The sequence below is a fragment of the Microbacterium sp. LWH12-1.2 genome (assembly GCF_040675825.1).
In the GTDB taxonomy this organism is placed as follows: domain Bacteria; phylum Actinomycetota; class Actinomycetes; order Actinomycetales; family Microbacteriaceae; genus Microbacterium.
This window is the reverse complement of the sequence record NZ_JBEGIJ010000001.1, coordinates 3,319,978-3,339,790: the sequence shown is the minus strand read 5'-3', so window position 1 is coordinate 3,339,790 and position 19,813 is coordinate 3,319,978. Positions and strand designations below refer to the sequence as shown.

Sequence of the window (19,813 nt, the reverse complement as noted above, 5' to 3'; positions counted from 1 at the left end):
ATGACCATCGTCACCTCCACCCCCGAGATGCAGGATGCCGCGGCATCCGCCTCCGCTTCATCCGAGACCGCGAAGCCTCGCGCGTTCGGCTGGGCGCAACTCGTCCAGGCCCTGCCCGGCGCCCTGCGCAAGCTCGATCCCCGAGCCCTCGTGCGCAACCCCGTCATGCTTCTCGTCTGGGCCGGCGCCGTGTTCACGACCGTTCTCGCGATCGCCGAACCCTTCCTCGGCGGCCCCGGGGAATCCGGCGGCACTGCCGTGCCGCCGATGTTCACCTGGGGCATCGCGGTCTGGCTGTGGTTGACCGTGCTCTTCGCGAACGTCGCCGAGTCCGTGGCCGAGGGCCGCGGCAAGGCGCAGGCGGCGAGTCTGCGCGAGACGCGCACCAGCACCCTCGCCCGTCGGGTCACCGGCTACGACGCGGCGCAGGACGCCGCCGCCGTACGCACCGAGACGGAGCAGGTCTCCTCGGCCGACCTGCAGCGCGACGACATCGTGATCGTGGAGGCCGGCGAACTGATCCCCGGTGACGGCGACATCGTCTCCGGTATCGCGACCGTCGACGAATCGGCGATCACGGGCGAGAGCGCCCCCGTCATCCGCGAGTCCGGCGGCGACCGCAGCGCCGTCACCGGTGGCACCCGCGTGCTGTCCGACCGGATCGTGATGCGCATCACGTCGAAACCGGGCGAGACCTTCGTCGACCGGATGATCGCCCTCGTCGAGGGTGCGAGCCGCCAGCGCACGCCGAACGAGATCGCCCTCAACATCCTGCTGGCGAGCCTGTCCATCGTGTTCCTGATCGTGGTCCTCGCCCTCAACCCGATCGCCGCCTACGCCGCGTCGCCCGTGAGCATCCCGGTGCTCATCGCCCTGCTCGTCTGCCTCATCCCGACGACGATCGGCGCCCTGCTGTCGGCCATCGGCATCGCCGGCATGGACCGACTGGTGCAGCGCAACGTGCTGGCGATGTCCGGGCGCGCGGTCGAGGCCGCCGGAGACGTGACGACGCTTCTGCTCGACAAGACCGGAACCATCACCTACGGAAACCGCCGTGCACACGAGGTGCTGCCGCTTCCGGGCGTCGACGCCGACGAGCTGCTCCGCACGGCCGCTCTCTCCTCGCTGGCAGACCCGACACCGGAGGGCGCATCGATCGTCGAACTGGCTGCGGCACGCGGCATCCGGGTCGCGGAACCGGCGGATGCGATCGTCGTGCCGTTCACCGCGCAGACCCGGATGAGCGGACTGGATCTCGCCGACGGCACCCAGATCCGCAAGGGCGCCGGATCAGCGGTTCGCGCCTGGCTCGAGATCACCGGAGACGACGTCGAGCTGACGAGCCGTACCGATGCCGTCGCGCAGAGCGGCGGCACGCCCCTCGTCGTCGCCGTGAAAGCGCCTGCAGGCGCCGGCCGCGTGCTCGGCGTCGTCCACCTCAAGGACATCGTGAAGGAGGGCCTGAGGGAGCGCTTCGAGGAACTGCGCAGCATGGGAATCCGCACGGTCATGATCACCGGCGACAACCCGCTCACGGCGAAGGCGATCGCCGCCGAGGCCGGCGTCGACGACTTCCTCGCGGAGGCCACTCCCGAGGACAAGCTCGCGCTCATCCGCCGGGAGCAGGATGGCGGCCGGCTCGTCGCGATGACCGGCGACGGCACCAACGATGCCCCGGCCCTCGCCCAGGCGGACGTCGGGGTGGCGATGAACACCGGCACCTCCGCCGCGAAGGAGGCCGGCAACATGGTCGACCTCGATTCCGATCCCACGAAGCTCATCGACATCGTGCGCATCGGCAAGCAGCTGCTGATCACCAGGGGAGCTCTCACGACCTTCTCCCTGGCGAACGACATCGCGAAGTACTTCGCGATCATCCCGGCGATGTTCATGGGGGTCTTCCCCGGACTGGCAGCGCTCAACATCATGCAGCTGCACTCGCCGGCATCCGCCGTGACGAGCGCGATCATCTTCAACGCGATCGTGATCGTCTTCCTCATCCCGCTCGCCCTGCGCGGGGTGAAGTACCGGCCGGCGAGCGCCTCGCAGATCCTGCAGCGCAACCTGCTCATCTACGGCCTGGGCGGTGTGATCGCGCCGTTCATCGGGATCAAGCTCATCGACCTCGTCGTCAGCCTGATCCCCGGCTTCTGACCCTCCCCGATCCGACAAGGAAGAGACATGTCTTCATTCCGCACCACCGTGCGCACCACCGGCGTCGCGGTCCGCGCGATGCTCGTCCTCACGCTGATCCTTGGCGTCGGCTACACCCTCGTCGTCACCGGCGCCGGGCAGCTCCTCCTCCCCTGGCAGGCGAATGGCTCTCCCCTCGCCGACGGAAAAGGCACCGTGGTCGGCAGTGCGCTGATCGGCCAGTCCTTCACCGATGCCGACGGCGAGGCGCTGCCGGAGTACTTCCAGTCACGACCGTCGGCGGCCGGCGACGGCTATGACGGAGCCAGCTCCAGCGGCAGCAACCTCGGGCCGGAGAACCCCGATCTCGTCGCCGCGATCGAGGAGCGTCGCACGACGATCGCCGAGCGCGAGGGCGTCGCGCCCGCGCAGGTTCCGGCGGATGCCGTCACGGCATCCGCATCCGGACTCGACCCGCACATCAGCGTCGCCTATGCGTTGCTCCAGGTCCCCAGGGTGGCAGCGGAGCGAGGCCTCTCCGAAGCAGAGGTGCTCTCGCTCGTGGAGTCTAGGATTCAAGGGCGGGATCTGGGATTCCTCGGCGAAGAGCGCGTCAACGTCGCAGAACTCAATCTCGCTCTTGACGAGCGGGAGGGCGCATGACCGGAGAGCGGATGCAGCGACGTGGTCGCCTCCGCGTGCTGCTCGGTGCAGCCCCTGGGGTCGGGAAGACCTACGAGATGCTCGCCGAGGGCCGTCGGCTTCACGACGAGGGCCGGGATGTCGTCATCGCGATCGTCGAGACCCATGAACGCGAGGCGACGCTGGCGCAGACCGTCGGCCTGCCCGAGGTGGCCCGACGGATCGACAGCCACCGCGGCGTCGAGCTCTCCGAACTCGACCTCGATGCGGTCATCGCCCGCGCCCCGGAGATCGCCCTCGTCGACGAGCTCGCGCACACGAACATCCCCGGTTCGCAGCATTCGAAGCGCTGGCAGGACGTCGAAGTGCTGCTGGATGCCGGCATCGACGTCATCACGACGGTCAACGTCCAGCACATCGAGTCGTTGAACGCGGTCGTGGAGAAGATCACCGGCATCGCCCAGCAGGAGACGATCCCCGATGCCGTCGTCCGTGCCGCCGACGAGATCGAAGTCGTGGACCTCGCCCCGCAGTCGCTGCGGGACAGGCTCTCGGCGGGGCTCGTCTACCCGGCCGAGCGCATCGATGCGGCGCTGTCGAACTACTTCCGTCTCGGCAACCTGACCGCACTCCGCGAGCTCGCCCTGCTGTGGCTGGCCGATGAAGTCGACAGTGCCCTGCGCAGCTATCGGGCCGACCACGGCATCGAGGGCACGTGGCAGGCCAGGGAACGCGTGGTCGTCGCATTGACCGGTGGCCCTGAGGGCGAGACCCTGCTTCGCCGCGGTGCCAGGATCGCTGCCCGATCCGCGGGCGGGGTGCTCCTCGCCGTGCACGTATCGGCGCAGGACGGGTTGCGAAACGACTCACCCGGGGCGTTGACGGCCCAGCGCACCCTGGTCGAGTCGCTGGGTGGCAGCTATCACCAGATCGTCGGCAACGACATCCCGGAGACCCTGGTGGAGTTCGCCCAGTCCGTCGATGCCACTCAGGTGGTGATCGGCGTGAGCCGACGCGGTCGTCTGATGACAGCACTGACGGGCCCGGGGATCGGTGCGGAGATCATCCGTCACTCCGGCGACATCGACGTGCACATCGTCACCCACGCGGCGGCCGGCGGACGCGCCTCGCTCCCGAAGATCACGGGTGGGGCGCTCGGATGGCGCCGCCAGGTGCTCGGATTCGCCGTCGCGCTCGCCTTCGGGCCGCTGCTGTCCTGGCTGATGTTCACGTTCCGCAGCCCCGAGTCGATCACCGCCGAGGTTCTCGCATATCAGCTGCTCGTCGTGGTGGTCGCGCTCATCGGAGGGCTGCGCCCTGCGGTGTTCGCCGCCGTGCTCTCCGGCATCACCCTGGACTTCCTCTTCGTCGCGCCGCAGTTCACGATCACGATCGCTCATCCCCTGCATGTGCTCGCGCTCGCCCTGTACGTCACGATCGCGATCCTGGTGAGCATCATCGTCGATCAGGCCGCGCGTCGGGCTCGCACCGCCAAGCGCGCCACGGCTGAGGCCGAGTTGCTGGCCGCGGTCGCGGGCAACGTGCTCCGCGGTGACAACGCCGTGCTCGCGCTCGTGAGTCGTACCCGTGAGGCGTTCGGGCTGAGCGGGGTGCGCCTGCTCGACGCCGACGGCGAGGTGCTCGCGCGCGACGGGGAGCCGTTGCGGGACGGAAGAGCGATCACGGTGCCGGTCGGATCCGGCGATGCCCCGCGCGCGATGCTCGAACTGCATGGCGGGCCGCTGGACGGTCCGGCCCGGCGACTGCTCGACGCGATCGTCGCCCAGTTGTCGGCAGCGATCGAGCACACCGACCTCCGTGCGACGGCGCGCGAGGCGGTCACCCTCGCCGAGACCGATCAGGTGCGAAGCGCCCTGCTCTCGGCGCTGAGTCACGACCTCCGCCGCCCGCTCGCATCAGCGGTCGCCGCCATCGGCGGTCTGCGGGGGGCCGGTGCACTGTCCGCCGCCGATCGGGACGAGCTCCTCGCCACCGCCGATGAAAGCCTGGGCACGCTGTCGACGCTCATCACCGATCTGCTCGACGTGAGTCGAGTGCAGGCGGGTGTGCTCGCCGTGTCCGCGACGCGGATGGATGCCGCCGGCAGCATCCTCGCCGCCATCGACGAGCTGTCTTTCGGCCCGTCCGATGTCGAACTCGCGCTCGACCCCTCGCTGCCGCCGCTGCAGGCCGATCCGGTGCTGCTGCAGCGGGTGCTGGTGAACGTCCTCGCCAACGCGCACCGGCATTCCCCGGATGGACGACAGGTGATCGTGTCGACGAGCCGGCTCGGTGCGCGCGCGGAGATCCGGATCATCGACCGCGGAGAGGGCGTGCCCGCGAACCGGCGCGACAGCATGTTCCAGCCGTTCCAACGCTATGGCGACACCGACAACACCACCGGACTCGGTCTGGGACTCGCGCTGTCTCGCGGGTTCACCGAGGGCATGGGCGGTAGCCTGACTCCGGAGGATACGCCGGGAGGCGGCCTCACCATGGTCATCTCTCTGCCCCTGGCCGCAGAACAGTCCGACACGGAGGAAGCGCAGCAGTGAAGCTCCTCATCGCCGACGACGACCCCCAGATGGTGAGGGCCCTGCGCATCACCCTGGCGGCGCACGGCTACGAGGTGATCACCGCCGCCGACGGCGCCGCCGCCATCACCACCGCGGCGCAGACGCATCCGGACATCATCCTGCTCGATCTGGGGATGCCGAAGATGAACGGCATCGAGGTCATCCAGGCTCTGCGCGGCTGGACGAGCGCACCGATCATCGTCGTCTCTGGCCGCACCGGCTCTGCCGACAAGGTCGATGCGCTGGATGCCGGAGCCGACGACTTCGTCACCAAGCCCTTCCAGGTCGACGAGCTGCTCGCGCGGCTGCGCGCGCTCGCCCGACGCACGGCTCCCGCGGCCGGAGAGTCGACGGTGAGCTTCGGCGACGTCGTCGTCGACCTGTCAGCGAAGGCGGTGACCCGAGCGGGCGCACGCGTGCACCTGACTCCGACGGAGTGGCGGATGCTGGAGCATCTGTGCCGGCATCCGGGCGCCCTCGTCACACGGCAGGACCTGCTGAAGGAGATCTGGGGCAGCGAACAGGTGTCCGACTCCGGCTATCTGCGCCTGTACATGTCCCAGCTGCGCAAGAAGCTCGAGCTCTCGCCCGCCGCACCCGTGCACCTGCTGACCGAGTCAGGGATGGGCTACCGCCTCGTGCTGTGAGCACGCTCGTGCGCCTCAGATCTGCGGCGGCGGTGCCGCCAGCGCCCTAAGCGGCAACAGGCGCCGGGATCTCCGCTGGAGCGGGAACCTGCGACCAGCGGAAGCGGTCGACGAGACCGGACACCTGAGGAACGCGCGACAGGATCAGCAGCAGACCGTAGCCCAGCATCCCTCCCGCGATGTTGGAGAGGAGGTCATTGACGTCTGCGATGTGCCCTCCGGCGAAGAATTTCTGCGCCGCCAACTGAGCCACCTCGATGCCGAGGCTGGTTCCGGCCACGGCGATGAGGACCTTCCACCAGGATGGCTTCGCCAGCAGCAGCGCACTGAGGATGCCGAGCGGCACGAACACCAGGATGTTCGTCACAGCGTCGCCCCACTCGTAGTCGGCGAAGGGGATGATCGTCAGCCCGGGAATCCAGTTGGTGCCGCCGGTGATGGGGTTGAGATAGATCGGGAAGATCGTGTTCCCCACGATGCCGGCGGCGTACACGGCGAGAGCTGCGGCCACCATGGCGCGCGGAACGGAGAAGATCCGCTCGGCATTGAGGCGCCAGAGCAGCAGCGCGAAGATCACGGCGCCGAGGGGGATGACCACCGGCAGCACCGGGATCTGCTGAAAGGGGTCGTTCATAGGGAAACAGGTTACCGAGCGCTGTTATGGATGCTCTGCACCAGCGCAGCGTCGATGAGCACCTCGGCGGCCGCCCTGGCCTGCGCGGCGACCTGCGGGTCGGCGGAGATCGCCGCGGTGCTCTGCGCCCCTTCGGCGAGGATGGACAGCTGAGCTGCGAGCGTCGCGGGCGCGCCCGACTCTGCGGCGAGCGAGGCCATGTACTTCTGGAACGACGCCTTGTGTTCGCGCACGATCTGCGCGACCTCAGGGTTGGTGCCGCCGAGCTCGCCGAACGCGTTGATGAAGGCGCAGCCGCGGAAGCCGTCCGTGCAGAACCATCCCTCGAGGTATCGATAGACCGCGAGCAGTCGGGTGCGCGGGTCGGTGCCGGCATCCGCCACCGCGGCCGTGAGCGACGTCTCCCACTCGTGGTGCTTGCGTTGCAGGACCGCGGCGACGATGTCCGTCTTGGCGGGGAACAGCGCATACAGCCGGCGCAGCGACACGCCGGCCGCCGTGCGCAGCTCATCCATCCCGACGGCCGCGTATCCCTTGCGGTAGTAGAGCTCCTCGGCGGCGGCGAGGATGCGCTCGCGAGCCTCTTCTTCGGTCATACCAAGAGTTTACTTGACAAGAGAACGTTCGTTCTCTAGATTGATGACATCAAGTGAGAACGATCGTTCTCGCAGACAGAGAGGAAACGATCATGGGTTACATCACCGTCGGCACGGAGAACAGCACGTCCATCGAGCTCTACTACGAGGACCAGGGCGCCGGCCAGCCCGTCGTGCTGATCCACGGCTACCCGCTGAACGGCCACAGCTGGGAGCGCCAGACCCGCGAACTCCTCGACCAGGGCTACCGCGTCATCACCTACGACCGTCGCGGCTTCGGCCAGTCGTCGAAGGTGGGCACCGGCTATGACTACGACACCTTCGCCGCCGATCTGAACACCGTGCTCGAGACCCTGGATCTGCGCGATGTCGTCCTCGTCGGCTTCTCGATGGGCACCGGCGAACTCGCCCGCTATGTCGCCCGCTATGGACACGAGCGTGTCGCGAAGCTGGCGTTCCTCGCCTCGCTCGAGCCCTTCCTCGTGCAGCGCGATGACAACCCCGAAGGCGTTCCGCAGGAGGTCTTCGACGGGATCGCCGCGGCCGCGAAGGGCGATCGCTACGCCTGGTTCACGCAGTTCTACAACGACTTCTACAACCTCGACGAGAACCTCGGCTCGCGCATCAGCCAGGAGGTCGTCACCGCCAACTGGAACCTCTCCGTCACCAGCGCTCCGGTCGCGGCCTACGCCGTCGTGCCGGCCTGGATCGAGGACTTCCGCGGCGACGTCGAGGCGGTGCGCGCGGCGGGCAAGCCCACGCTGATCCTGCACGGCACGAAGGACAACATCCTCCCCATCGACGCCACCGCCCGCCGCTTCCACCAGGCGGTGCCTGAGGCCGACTACGTCGAGGTCGAGGGCGCGCCGCACGGCCTCCTCTGGACCCACGCCGACGAGGTCAACGCCGCGCTGAAGGAGTTCCTCACGAAGTAGCGCCTCGCCGTGGCATCCGCTCTTCCAGATCTGGGGAGCGGATGCCGCGTCATCCGGCGTCCCGAGATCAGGAGGACCGCCCGAGATCAGGAGAATCCCGCGAAGATTCTCCTGATCTCGGGCGGTCCTCCTGTTTTCGGCGATGGCGCCACCGCAGCAATGAGACGGCGGCCGGTGCGCCTAGGCGTCGCGCGAGCGCCAGAGCAGCCAGACGAAGTACGGCGCTCCGAGCAGTGCCACGATGAGCCCGGCAGGCAGCTGGGCCGGCTGGATGACCGTGCGTCCGAGGGTGTCGGCGAGGGCGACGAGCACGGCCCCGAGCAGCACGGATACCGGGATCACGCGCGCGTGCCGTGAGCCGACCAGCGCGCGGGCGGCATGCGGGGCGACCAGCCCGACGAAGCCGATTACGCCGACAGCCGCGACGCTGAACGATGCCAGCACGGCGGCAAGGAGCAGCAGGCCGAGCCGGGTGCGCTCCAGGCTGATGCCGACCAGGCGCGGGGTGTCCTCATCGAGAGACATCACATCGAGCTCCCGCCGGGCCATGAAGACCAGCGGCAGGGCGATGGCGAGCACGACGGCGACCGGCACGACCTGCTCCCAGATCCGCCCGTACGTCGTACCGGAGAGCCAGGTGTACACCTTCGGGGTGTCCCACGGATTCGCGCGCAGGAGGAAGAACGTCGTCAATGCGGTCGTGCCGTAGGACACCCCGATGCCGATGAGGATGAACCGGTCGGCGTTCAGCCCGCGCCGCCAGGCCAGGCCGTAGACGAGGGCGAACGCGAGGAGCGAACCGACCAGCGCAGCGGCGATCATGCCGGCGGTCGAGGCGACGGCGCTGGTCACCACCAGGACCGCGCCGAGACCGGCGCCGCCGGTGACACCGAGGATGCCGGGATCGGCCAGCGGATTGCGGCTGACGGCCTGGAAGATGCCGCCCGACAGTGCGAGTGCTCCCCCGGCCACGACCGCGGCGATCACCCGCGGCGCGCGCTCGTCGAGCGAGAACGAGATCAGCGGCGGAGCCTCGCCGCGCAGCCACAGGGCGATGTCTCCGGTGAGCAGCCAGGTGCTCCCTGCCAGCAGGCCGAGCAGCACAGCCCCGATCACGGCGGCCACCGTCACGACGAGAACAAGGCGGAACCGCCGCGTGCTACGGACACCGAACCGCACCTTCGGCGGCTCGCGCGTCGGTCCGGAGTCGCGCAGTCGGCGCGCCATCAAGACGAGCACGACGGCGCCGAGCAGCGTCGTGGCGACACCGGTTGGCACCGCGATCGCCGCCTCCGCGCCGATGATGGCCCGCAGCAGCGCGTCGGAGAGGATCACCACGATCGCACCGAGCAGTCCGGAGACCGGGATGAGCAGCACGTGACGGTGCAGGATCGGCACGACACGGGCGAGCAGTCGCGCGAGTACCGGAGCGCACAGTCCGACGAATCCCATCGGGCCGGCGAGCGTGACCGATACAGCGATCAGCACGACGGCGAGCAGGATGCCGACGACCCGGGTCGACCGGATCGGAACCCCGAGCGACGACGCCGTATCATCGCCGAGAGCGAGAACGTCGAAGCGCCGGGAGAGCAGGAGCGCCAGAATCGTGGCCACCACGACGACGGGCGCTGCTTGCAGGAACGCATCCAACCCGAGCTGCGACAGACTGCCACTGCCCCAGGCGAACAACCCCTCGGTCTCCTCGTCGAAGAGCACCAGCAGCGTCGATGTGCACGCCTGGAAGGCGAGCGCGAGGGCGGAGCCGGCGAGGATGAGGCGGGTCGTCGAAGAGCCTGCGCCCCCGGCGAGGCCCAGGACGATACCGGCGGCGATGATACCGCCGGCGAACGCGACGGCACCCGATGCCCACACCGGAATCGCGATGCCGAACGCGGCGACGGCTGTCACGGCCAGGTAGGAACCAGCGGTGACACCCAGGGTGTCGGGTGAGGCCAGCGCGTTACGCGCGAGGGACTGCAGGATGAGGCCGGCGACGCCGAGCGCGATGCCGACCGCAGCCCCCGCGGCGAGGCGCGGAAGGCGCGATCCGACGAGGATCGCCCCATCTGTGAACGAGGCGTCGCTGGTTCCCTGCGTGAGGTGCCAGAACCCGACCGCGGCGAGCGCGACCACGAGAGCGCCGAGAACGACGATCCCCCGGACGACGCTTGATCCGCCGGTCCGGGCGTCTCCAGCCCCGTCCGTGCCGGGCGAGACGACCGACGACCCGGACGACGCCTGCGCGACGCCTGACCCGGAGGCCGTCTGTTCATCCGACGCGGACGGGAGCTGGAGGCGGGTCACTTCGAGAGGACCTCAAGGTAGGCGTCGATGATCTGCTCGGTCGAGCGCGGTCCGCCGAACATCCACACACCCGCCGGGAACGCGTGGATGCGCTTGTCCTGCACTGCGGGCAGCGACTTCCAGACCGCGTTGTCGGCGACGGCATCGATGAAGATGCTGCCGTCGGTCTCCCTGGTGCCTGCGTAGAAGAGGCTCGCGTCACCCGCTGCCGTCATGCCTTCGATGTCGGTCTGGCCGAGACCGTACGCTGCGTCGACCTCACCAGTCCATGCGTTGGTCAGGCCGAGCGCCTCGCCGACCTCGCCGACCAGCGAGCCCTGACCGTAGGGGCGCAGTCGCACGTTGCTGCCATCGACCCAGCCGTCGAAGAAGACGAACTCGTCGGTGTCGGCAACGCGGTCGGCGACCTCCGCCTTCGCGGAGGCCAGGTGTGCTTCGAACTCGTCGGTCACGACCGCAGCTCGATCTTCGCGACCGGTCGCCTGGGCGATCAGGTCGAACGTGGTGAGCATCTGGGCGAGCGGGTCGGCGGTGTCGGCACCGAGGGTCGCGAGTACCGGGATGCCGTATGCCTCGAGCTGAGCGATGATCGCGTCATCGCGCACGAAGGCCTCGACGATGACGAGGTCGGGATCCGCGGCGACCAGCGCATCGAGGTTCGGCTCCTGCCGGGTGCCGACATCCTTCACATCTGCTGGGAGTTCCTCCGCCTTGACCCACGTGTTGTATCCCTCGACGTCTGCGACGGCGACCGGGGTGACGCAGAGCGTGAGAGCGTCCTCGATCTGCTGCCACTCGAGCACCGCGATCCGCTCGGCGGGCTTGTCGAGCTCGATCTTGCGGTCGAACGCATCGGTGAGCGTCACCGCACCGGTCGAGGTCTCCGTGGAGTCGGCGGAGCAGTCCTCGCTGGCCGCGGAGACCGGCTTGTCCGTGCCGGCCGAAGTCGGCTGAGTCGTACCGCACGCGGTGAGCGCGAGTAGCAGGGCGCTGCCGAGAGCGAGCGCGGTCAAGGGAGTCTTCTTCATGGTTCCTCTATCGGGGTCGGGGACGAGGGAGATCTATCGGGATGCCGGGACGGCACGGTGCCGCTCGTGGTGACGGCCACGGGGGATGACGCGGACGAGGCCGGTCTCGGCATCCACCACGGTGTCGATGCGCAGCCCGTACACGAGAGAGAGGTTCTCGCCGGTCAGTACGTCGGCGGGGAGCCCGGACGCGTGCACTCGGCCCTGGTGCAGCAGCACGATCTCATCGGCGACCGATGCGGCATGGTCGAGGTCGTGCAGCACAACACCGAGGGCCGTGCCGTGGTTGTCAGCGAGGTCGCGCACCAGGTCGAGCGTTTCGATCTGGTAGCGCAGATCGAGGTGGTTGGTCGGCTCGTCCAGAAGCAGCACTCCGGTGTCCTGCGCCAGCGCCGTGGCGAGCCACACCCGCTGCAGCTCGCCGCCGGAGAGCTGATCGACGGCGCGATGCGCCATCTCGCTCAACCCGGTGAGAGCGAGCGCGTGCGCGATGGCCGCCCGGTCAGCGTCGGTCGTTCCGGAAAACCTCCCGCGGTGCGGGTGGCGGCCGTACGCGACGACGTCTGCGACCTCGATGCCCGACGGATGCGGACGCGACTGCGAGAGCATCGCGACCGTGCGAGCGAACTCCTTCGCGGAGAGCGTCGACACGTCGCGCGCATCTGCCCCTTCTCCGACCTGCACCGTTCCGCCGCCGATGCGATGCAGGCGGGCGAGGGCACGGAGCGCCGTCGACTTGCCACTGCCGTTCGGACCGATCAGGGCGGTCACGCGCCCCGGCGTGAGTCGCAGCGACACGTCGTGCACGACACGGGTTCGTCCGTAGCTCAGCGCGAGCGCATCGCCACGCAGAGCGGCGGATGCCGGGAGCTCGTTGGTGGTCACGTTAGGAGAGCCTAACCTATTGCGCTGCCGCCCGTGAAGCCCTGTGCAGCAGGTACTCGCGCTCCGAGGGGCGCGGATCGGGCGGAGCAAGCCAGGAGAGCGTGCGTACGAGCACAGTCATCCACCCCAGTCCCAGCCCGACGACGATCACCTCCAGCACGGTGAGCGAGTACACCCGCAGCGGATCACGGAGCACGACCGCGACGACGAGCAGCACGCAGACGCCGATGGTGAAGAGGACCAGCATGCGCGGCGGGCCGGGCATGACCGCCGTCGTCAGCGCCGCTGCGGCGAGGAACAGGACCAGGGTGCTGATCGTCGCGACGTTGTGCGCGATCTCGCCACGATGCACCGGGAGCGCGCCCACGGCGGCGAGCGCGACGCCGGTGGACGACCACAGCACGACCACAGCGCCGATCCGGCCGAGCGCGCTGTCGCCCCGCAACCTGTGCAGATCGCGTCCGATGTACGCTCCGACGGTCGCGACCAGAAGCCCCGCCACCACGAGTGTGCCGTTGAACGCCCAGGAACCCGCGCCGACGCCGAGCTGCGAGAAGTTCAGTTCCCACCACCGCGGGTCGGTGGCCGTGAGCATGGCGAGAAGAGTGCCGATCACGACGTATCCGAGCAGCAGGGTTGCGAGATCGGAGGTGCGCAACCCCGCCACGGCGTCGAATGCCAGGCGCCCGCCGACAGCGCTCGCGATGCCGATCACGATCCCGCCCCCGAAGGGCGGCAGCTCGAGCCCTTTCAGCGCGACGCCGAGGATCTCGCTCGCTAGAAGCACGCCGAGAGCCGTGACCCCGGCGAACGCGACGGTGAGGGCCGCGGCCGACCCCGCCGAGATGATCCGCTGCCACCGCGGCATCACCGCCTGCTCGACACGTCGACGCAGCAACGTGCCGAGGATGAAGGTCGCGGCTGCGATGACGCCGGCGACCACCGCAGCCGGGATGCCGACAGAGCCGGCGCCGGCGACCGGGCGCGGGTTGCCCCAGAGCACGAGAGTGCCCACGCCGATTCCGACGAGGAAGCAGATCGCCGTCGCCCGGATCGCGCGGAACTCCTGCCTCATCTGTCGGCTCTGGTCCACGCATCCATCGAACCATGAACCGACCACGCCTCTTGGCGCCAGAGACAGGAGCGAGCTCCCACCACCGGTCAGGAAACGGCCTGTCGGCATCCGCGAAAGGGGGAGGCCCTACCCATGCGAGGGACTTCGGGGCGCCATCAGACGCCGATCGTGGAGACCAGCACGCCACCCTCGGTCGGCAACACCCGCCAGACGCTGCCTTTGCCTTCGACCCGGAGCTCGCCATGGCCCACGATCAGGGCGGTGCGCTCGTCGATGCCGAGCCCGCCCTGGACCAGCCCGGACTCGACCGCGGCGACCAGTCGGGAAAGCATGCCGCGCTGAGCCACATGTACCTCGATGGCCACGTCGACGAGGCCGATGCCGGTCTCGATCTCCAACTCGTCGCCCGCTTCGTCGGGGTCCTCGGGTGAGACGACCGTGCCACCGATGCGCGAGCCGCTTCCGAGCGAGCCCTCCGCGGCGATCATCGCTCCGGCCGACACGCCGAGGTAGGGCACGCCCTCGGCAACCAGCCGGCGCAACTCACCGAACACCGGCTCGAGCCCTGCGCGCACATCCTCGACGACGCCGCCCCCCACCGCGATGCCATCGACGTCGGCGATCGCGCCGAGCCCGATCGGCTCGCCGGGTCGCCCCGCGGTGAGGTGCACCTCGATCGCGGTTCCCGTTGCGGACTCGGCGAGAAGCTCGCCCAGCGCCGCCGCCTTCTCCTCGGCCTCGGGGTGCAGTGAGATCACGGCGATCCGCGGCCGCGCGTGGCCCGCTCGCAGCGCCGCTTCGGCGACGAACGGCGCGTAGAGCGCGGCATCCGCAGCCGTGGTCGCGCCGCCGCCGATGAGGTGCACGCTCATGCGACACCGTCCCCCGCTGCGACGGCACGCGATGGTGCCGCCTCACGGAACTGGTCCCCGGTGAGGATCTCGCGGCGCATTCCGTCGATGCGGGTGCCCGCATCGTTCGCATCGAACGTCATCCGAAGAGCCTACTGGGCGTCAAGGCGGCCCCTCAGCCCCGCATCGCGACGCCGCGACGCCAGTAGCCCATGAATGCGACCTGGGACCGGTCGATACCGAGATCCTTGACGAGGTGGCGACGCAGCGTCGTCACGACTCCGCTCTCTCCGGCGATCCAGAAGTAGCGCTCGGCCGGGCCATCGCCGGAGGCGATCTCCTCACCGAGGCCGGAGTAGTCCGGCGTCTCCCACACCAGATCTTCACCCTCGATGTCCTTCACGGTGATCTCGGCGCTGGCATCGGAATCGCCGAGATAGTCGAGCACCGTCGGGATCAGCCGCAGCCCGTGCAGCGCGTCGCCGCGGGGCAACCAGTGCACCTCGACGCCAGCCGGGGCATCGATCTGCAGGATGTCCTCGGCCAGCGGCACCTCGATGAACGCGATGCCGCGAAGATCTCGTGGGGCATCCTCCAGGACGCGGGCGATCGCGGGAGCGGCCGTCTCATCGCCGGCGAGCACGACGGACCGCGCGGCGCCGGGGTCGTACTCGATGCCGCCTCGGTCCTCGCGTCCGCGCCGCGGGCCGACGATCATCAGCGCGTCGCCCACGGCCGCGGTGCTCGCCCAGCTCGATGCCGGACCGGTGAGCCCGGGCTGCAGGTGCAGCACGAAATCGACGACCACCTCGGTGCCGGCGTCCGAGACTCGCAGTTCCCGCACGGAATACGTGCGCATCGACCCGCGCTCGTCCTCCGGCACTGCCAGATACGCGCCCCACCAATCGTCGTCCGTGCGGTCGAGCGGCGGGAGGATGCCGGATGCCGGCGGGAAGATGATCTTGATCCTGACGTCGAACATCTCCCCCGGCATGCCGAACTCGTGGAGCTCATCGCCGCCGAACGTGATCCGCACGAAGTTCGGCGAGACCCGCTCGACGGCGCGCACCTCGGCGCGAGCGAGGATGTACGACGGACGCGTGCGCGTGGTTGCCTCAGCGGACATGGTGCCTCCCGATTGGTGTGACCAGCGGCTTTCCGGAAACCGGGTCTGTGGTGATCTGATTCGCCAGGCCGAAGACCTCTTCGACGAGCGCACTGGTGAGGACGTCGTGTGGTGCGCCGACCGCGTGGACCCGGCCGTCCTTCATCGCGACGAGCTCGTCCGCGTATCGCGCGGCGAGATTGAGGTCGTGCAGGACCATGACGATCGTGGTGCCGCGCGAGACGCTGAGATCGGTGAGCAGGTCGAGCACCTCGACCTGATGCGCGACATCGAGAAAGGTGGTCGGCTCGTCGAGCAGGAGAATATCGGTCTCCTGCGCCAGGGCCATCGCGATCCAGACGCGCTGGCGCTGTCCGCCGGAGAGCTCGTCGACACTGCGGTCGGCGAGGTCGGCGGTGCCGGTGGCCGCGAGCGCGTCGGCCACGATCTCGTAGTCGTGCATGCTCCAGCGCGAGAGCACCTTCTGGTGCGGATGCCGCCCCCGGCCGACCAGATCGGCGACGGCGATGCCCTCGGGCGCGATCGGCGATTGCGGTAGGAGACCTAGGATCCTGGCGACTTCCTTCGTCGGGCGGGCGTGCACGGACTTGCCGTCGAGGATCACGTGACCCGCGCTCGGCGACTGCAGGCGCGCCAGCGATCGCAGCAGCGTCGACTTGCCGCATCCGTTCGCTCCGACGATCGTGGTGATCTTGCCCGGCGCGATCGCCAGGTCGAGCGCGTCGATGACGGTCCGATCGCCATAGGCGAGGGTGACCCCCTCGGCGGAGAGTGTGTGCGACTGCGTCATAGCGAGCCTCCCGAGCGGTTGGTGCGGATGAGGAGGTAGATGAGATACGGGGCACCGAGGACGCCGGTGATGACGCCGACGGGGTAGCGCGCGTCGAACAGGTTCTGACCGATCAGATCGCCGGCGAGCACCAGGGCGGCGCCGACGAGCGCCGACGGCAGCAGGAGGTTCGCACCCGGTCCCGTGATGCGCGCCGCAATGGGTCCGGCCATGAACGCGACGAACGCGATCGGGCCGGTTGCCGCCGTCGCGAAGGCGAGCAGCGCGACAGCACCCAGGATGAACAGCAGTCGAGTGCCGTTCACCCGCAGACCGAGCCCGGCAGCGGAATCGTCGCCGAGTTGCAGCATCCCCAGCGCCCTCCCCTGGGAGAACATCAACGGCAGGATCACCAGGCACGCGATGGCGAGCGGGGCGATGCGATCCCAGGAAGCACTGTTGAGGCTGCCGGTCAACCACAGCATCGCCGTCTGAATGTCCCATTGGGCGGCGCGCGAGAGCACGTACGAGACGATGCTCTGCAGCATCGCCGCGACGCCGATCCCGATGAGGATCAGCCTGGTGCCCGCGAACCCGCCCTTGTTGGAGAGCAGGTAGATCGCGATCGCCGTGAGGAGGGCACCGGCCAGTGCCATCACCGACACGAGCGGGCCGCTGACCGAGAGCACCACGATACCGACCACCGCCGCGGCGCTGGCGCCTTCGGCGATGCCGATGATGTCGGGGGAGGCCAGTGGATTGCGCAGCAGCGTCTGGAACGCGACGCCCGCGATGCCGAAGCAGGCGCCGGCGAGCACGGCGAGCACAGTGCGCGGAAGGCGCAGTTCACCGATGGAGTATGAGGCTCCAGGCACCGTCTCGCCGAGGATGACACGGATCACTTCGCCAGGCCCGTAGAACGTGTTGCCGACCATGAGCGCCACCGCGGCGAGGACGAGAAGCAGCACGCCGAGCACCACGCTGGCAGTGGCGTGGCGGCGGTGGCGGGCACGGCGCCCGGCGATGATCGCGGCGGTCACAGTTCGCGCACCTTCTGGCGGCGGACGATCCAGATGAAGAACGGAGCGCCGATCACCGCGGTGATGATGCCGACCTGGATCTCTTCGGAGGAAGGAGCGATGACGCGTCCGATGACATCGCTGGCGACGAGCAGCGCCGAGCCGGCGAGAGCGGAGAAGGGCAGCAACCACCGGTGGTCGGTGCCGATGAGCATCCGGCAGATGTGCGGAACGACCAGGCCGACGAAGCCGATGGGTCCGGCGATGGCCGTCGCGGCTCCGGCGAGGATCACCGCGCCGAGGGCGGAGACGAGGCGGGTGCGGAAGACGTGCTCACCGAGGCCGGCGGCGAGGTCGTCACCGAGGGCGAGCGAGTTCATGCCGCGTGCACACGCGAAGCAGATGAGAGCGCCGAGGGCGAGCACGGGCGCGGTGATGGCGAGGCGTGTCCAGTCCGCGCCGCCGACGCCGCCGATCTGCCAGGACTGGAACACCTGAAGCAGATCGACCCGGGGGAGCATGATGGCGCTGATGAGCGAACCGAGGGCGGCGGATGTCGCCGCCCCGGCGAGAGCCAGCTTGAGAGGCGTCGCCCCGCCGCGGCCGAGGGCGCCGACCGCGTAGACGAAGGTCGCCGCGATGGCCGCGCCGACGATCGCCACGATCATGTAGCCGTACTGGCTCGAGAGTCCGAAGAACGCGATGCCGATGACGACGGCGAGAGAGGCGCCGTTGGAGACACCGAGGATGCCGGGGTCGGCGATCGGGTTGCGGGTGACGGCCTGCATGGTCGCCCCGGAGAGCGCGAGTGCCGCCCCGATCGCGATGGCCAGGACCGTGCGCGGGATCCGTTTGATGACCGCCGCCTGCGCGACGGTGTCGTCATGACCCGTAAGCGCGGCGGCGATGTCACCGGCGCTCACGGATCGCGTCCCGAAGGAGATGGAGAGGATGCTGAGGACGAGGATGACTCCGACCCCGGCGAGCAGCCAGAGGGTACGCACCAGCGCCGGGCGCCGCAGTGCAGCGGCGCCCGGCGTGAGGATCCGAGTCGCGGTGGTCACTCCGCCGCGAGGAGAGGTGCCTCGAGGACGGCGAAGTAGTCGTCAAGGCCCCACGGGATCGACAGCGGCGACGGGTTGGCCGACGCGGCGAGCGGTGTGGCGTCGCCGAGCACGGCGATGCGCCCTTCAGCGATCGCGGGGATCTTCGACAGCAGCGGGTCGGCCTGCAGCAAAGGGATGATCGACTCGTCGCCGTAGGTGACGAACACGTCGACATCGTCGAACAGCTCGGCTTCTTCGGAGCTGACCGTCAGGTAGAACTGGTCGCTGTCGGCGTTGTCCTCGACGATCGAGGGCATCGGGAAGCCGATTCCGTGCAGGTAGCCGGGGCGCGTGTCGATCGCGGTGTAGTAGCCGATCTGGCTGAGGTCGGTCGGATCGATGTAGGAGAACAGGAGCTTCTTGTCCTTCAAGCCGTTGTGCGCATCGATCGCCGCATCCGCGTCGGCGTGCAGCTGCTCGATGAGTGCCGCGCCCTCGTCGGCGAGGCCGATCGCTTCGGAGTTCATCGTGATCATGTCATCGACCGAGGTGCCCCAGGCGACCTCGGGGTAGGCGACGACCGGCGCGATCTTCGTGAGCTGGTCGTACTCCTCCTGCGTCAGGCCGGAGTAGGAGGCGAGGATGACGTCGGGCTGGGTGTCGGCGATCGCCTCGTAGTCGAGACCGTCGTCGTTGTTGAACAGGACGGGGGTCTCGGCCCCCAGCTCTTCGAGCTTGTCTTCGACCCAGGGCAGCACGCCGTCACCGTCGTCATCGCCCCACGTGGCCGCGGCCATTCCGACGGGAACGACGCCGAGCGCCAGCGGCACCTCGTGGTTCGCCCATGCGATGGTCGCGATGCGTTCGGGCTTCTCGGTGATGGTGGTCTCACCGTAGACATGCTCGATGGTCACGGGGAAAGCACCGGCGGACGCCGGGTTGCCGGAGCCGGCAGCAGAGTCGCTGGTCGGTGCGGTCGCGCAGGCCGCGAGGCCGAGAGAGAGGACCACGGCGGAGCCGAGGCCGATGAGTCGAGAAGTGCGCACGGGCATTCCCTTCGGGTATGGAACGGGGGGAGGCGCGAATGCGCGGAGGCTTTGGTAAGCCTGTCCTAACTTATCAGATGGTTAGGGTTGCCTCAGTTCCCGCCCGCCATGCCGCGAGCCCGCGCCCGGACATGCGAAAAGCCGGCCGCGCCCGAAGGCAGCGACCGGCTTGAAGCGCTCAGAGATCAAACTCGGAGCGGTTCTCGCATTCAGAGCGGGCGAATGTTCGCAGCCTGCATGCCCTTGGGGCCACGCTCAGCGTCGAATTCGACCTTCTGGTTCTCGCGAAGCTCCTTGAAGCCAGAGCCGGAGATAGCCGAGAAGTGGGCGAAAAGATCGTCCGAGCCGTCATCGGGAGCGATGAAGCCGAAGCCCTTTTCCGAGTTGAACCATTTCACAGTGCCAGTGGCCATGTGTTTCTTCTTTCTGTTGATCGGGCCGTTTGCACGGCCTTGAGCGCCGCGCCGGAACCTCCGGCGGGCACGTGCGGGGACGCTCTCA

General features: G+C 68.9%; 19 protein-coding genes. 5 read left to right on the top strand and 14 right to left on the bottom strand.

Translation table 11 applies throughout. From position 1 onward, the window contains the following. From kdpB to MRBLWH12_RS15910, 4 genes are read left to right on the top strand one after another with little or no spacing between them, the layout of a single operon-like run. On the top strand, positions 1 to 2,154 hold the full coding sequence (gene kdpB, locus MRBLWH12_RS15925; RefSeq protein ID WP_363550666.1) for a potassium-transporting ATPase subunit KdpB: 2,154 nt from the start codon (positions 1 to 3) through the stop codon (positions 2,152 to 2,154). A gap of 27 nt (positions 2,155 to 2,181) precedes the next feature. After that, positions 2,182 to 2,796, top strand: coding sequence for a K(+)-transporting ATPase subunit C (gene kdpC, locus MRBLWH12_RS15920; RefSeq protein WP_363550665.1), 615 nt, complete (start codon positions 2,182 to 2,184; stop codon positions 2,794 to 2,796). Continuing rightward, positions 2,793 to 5,330: an ATP-binding protein gene (locus MRBLWH12_RS15915; protein WP_363550664.1), complete on the top strand. Its 2,538-nt coding sequence runs from the start codon at positions 2,793 to 2,795 to the stop codon at positions 5,328 to 5,330. Before kdpC ends, MRBLWH12_RS15915 begins: the two co-directional genes overlap by 4 nt. Beyond that, positions 5,327 to 5,998 (top strand): response regulator, encoded by a 672-nt coding sequence (locus MRBLWH12_RS15910; protein ID WP_363550663.1) that lies wholly within the window; start codon positions 5,327 to 5,329, stop codon positions 5,996 to 5,998. Before MRBLWH12_RS15915 ends, MRBLWH12_RS15910 begins: the two co-directional genes overlap by 4 nt. A gap of 46 nt (positions 5,999 to 6,044) precedes the next feature. Here the strand turns inward: MRBLWH12_RS15910 and MRBLWH12_RS15905 are convergent, their stop codons facing one another. Next, complete coding sequence (locus MRBLWH12_RS15905; protein ID WP_363550662.1) at positions 6,045 to 6,632, bottom strand: VanZ family protein; 588 nt, start codon at positions 6,630 to 6,632, stop codon at positions 6,045 to 6,047. Positions 6,633 to 6,643: 11 nt separating this feature from the next. Next, positions 6,644 to 7,228: a TetR/AcrR family transcriptional regulator gene (locus tag MRBLWH12_RS15900; protein ID WP_341976278.1), complete on the bottom strand. Its 585-nt coding sequence runs from the start codon at positions 7,226 to 7,228 to the stop codon at positions 6,644 to 6,646. A gap of 92 nt (positions 7,229 to 7,320) precedes the next feature. Between MRBLWH12_RS15900 and MRBLWH12_RS15895 the strand changes: the two genes are divergently transcribed. Further along, complete coding sequence (locus MRBLWH12_RS15895) at positions 7,321 to 8,163, top strand: alpha/beta fold hydrolase (RefSeq protein WP_363550661.1); 843 nt, start codon at positions 7,321 to 7,323, stop codon at positions 8,161 to 8,163. 180 nt (positions 8,164 to 8,343) lie between these two features. Here the strand turns inward: MRBLWH12_RS15895 and MRBLWH12_RS15890 are convergent, their stop codons facing one another. From MRBLWH12_RS15890 to MRBLWH12_RS15835, 12 genes are all read right to left on the bottom strand, one after another. Next, entirely contained in the window at positions 8,344 to 10,467 is a 2,124-nt protein-coding gene (locus MRBLWH12_RS15890; protein WP_363550659.1) for an iron ABC transporter permease, read from the bottom strand. Beyond that, positions 10,464 to 11,495, bottom strand: a complete 1,032-nt coding sequence (locus tag MRBLWH12_RS15885) for an iron-siderophore ABC transporter substrate-binding protein (RefSeq protein ID WP_363550657.1) — start codon at positions 11,493 to 11,495, stop codon at positions 10,464 to 10,466. Before MRBLWH12_RS15885 ends, MRBLWH12_RS15890 begins: the two co-directional genes overlap by 4 nt. Positions 11,496 to 11,528: 33 nt before the next feature. After that, entirely contained in the window at positions 11,529 to 12,380 is an 852-nt protein-coding gene (locus tag MRBLWH12_RS15880) for an ABC transporter ATP-binding protein (protein WP_363550656.1), read from the bottom strand. Between the two features lie 16 nt (positions 12,381 to 12,396). Further along, positions 12,397 to 13,455, bottom strand: coding sequence for a DUF998 domain-containing protein (locus MRBLWH12_RS15875; RefSeq protein ID WP_363550654.1), 1,059 nt, complete (start codon positions 13,453 to 13,455; stop codon positions 12,397 to 12,399). A 155-nt stretch (positions 13,456 to 13,610) separates the two neighbouring features. After that, positions 13,611 to 14,327 (bottom strand): Type 1 glutamine amidotransferase-like domain-containing protein, encoded by a 717-nt coding sequence (locus tag MRBLWH12_RS15870; RefSeq protein WP_363550652.1) that lies wholly within the window; start codon positions 14,325 to 14,327, stop codon positions 13,611 to 13,613. Next, positions 14,324 to 14,449, bottom strand: a complete 126-nt coding sequence (locus MRBLWH12_RS15865) for a hypothetical protein (RefSeq protein ID WP_363550651.1) — start codon at positions 14,447 to 14,449, stop codon at positions 14,324 to 14,326. Before MRBLWH12_RS15865 ends, MRBLWH12_RS15870 begins: the two co-directional genes overlap by 4 nt. 32 nt (positions 14,450 to 14,481) lie before the next feature. Then, positions 14,482 to 15,432: a siderophore-interacting protein gene (locus MRBLWH12_RS15860; RefSeq protein WP_341976286.1), complete on the bottom strand. Its 951-nt coding sequence runs from the start codon at positions 15,430 to 15,432 to the stop codon at positions 14,482 to 14,484. Beyond that, complete coding sequence (locus MRBLWH12_RS15855) at positions 15,422 to 16,222, bottom strand: ABC transporter ATP-binding protein (RefSeq protein ID WP_363550649.1); 801 nt, start codon at positions 16,220 to 16,222, stop codon at positions 15,422 to 15,424. Before MRBLWH12_RS15855 ends, MRBLWH12_RS15860 begins: the two co-directional genes overlap by 11 nt. Further along, positions 16,219 to 17,241, bottom strand: coding sequence for a FecCD family ABC transporter permease (locus MRBLWH12_RS15850; protein WP_363550647.1), 1,023 nt, complete (start codon positions 17,239 to 17,241; stop codon positions 16,219 to 16,221). The genes MRBLWH12_RS15855 and MRBLWH12_RS15850 overlap by 4 nt, the downstream gene beginning before the upstream one ends. Next, positions 17,238 to 18,284 (bottom strand): FecCD family ABC transporter permease, encoded by a 1,047-nt coding sequence (locus tag MRBLWH12_RS15845; RefSeq protein ID WP_341976289.1) that lies wholly within the window; start codon positions 18,282 to 18,284, stop codon positions 17,238 to 17,240. Before MRBLWH12_RS15845 ends, MRBLWH12_RS15850 begins: the two co-directional genes overlap by 4 nt. Next, positions 18,281 to 19,312, bottom strand: coding sequence for an iron-siderophore ABC transporter substrate-binding protein (locus tag MRBLWH12_RS15840; protein ID WP_363550645.1), 1,032 nt, complete (start codon positions 19,310 to 19,312; stop codon positions 18,281 to 18,283). Before MRBLWH12_RS15840 ends, MRBLWH12_RS15845 begins: the two co-directional genes overlap by 4 nt. Before the next feature lie 209 nt (positions 19,313 to 19,521). Then, on the bottom strand, positions 19,522 to 19,725 hold the full coding sequence (locus MRBLWH12_RS15835; RefSeq protein ID WP_102193879.1) for a cold-shock protein: 204 nt from the start codon (positions 19,723 to 19,725) through the stop codon (positions 19,522 to 19,524). Positions 19,726 to 19,813 lie beyond the last annotated feature (88 nt).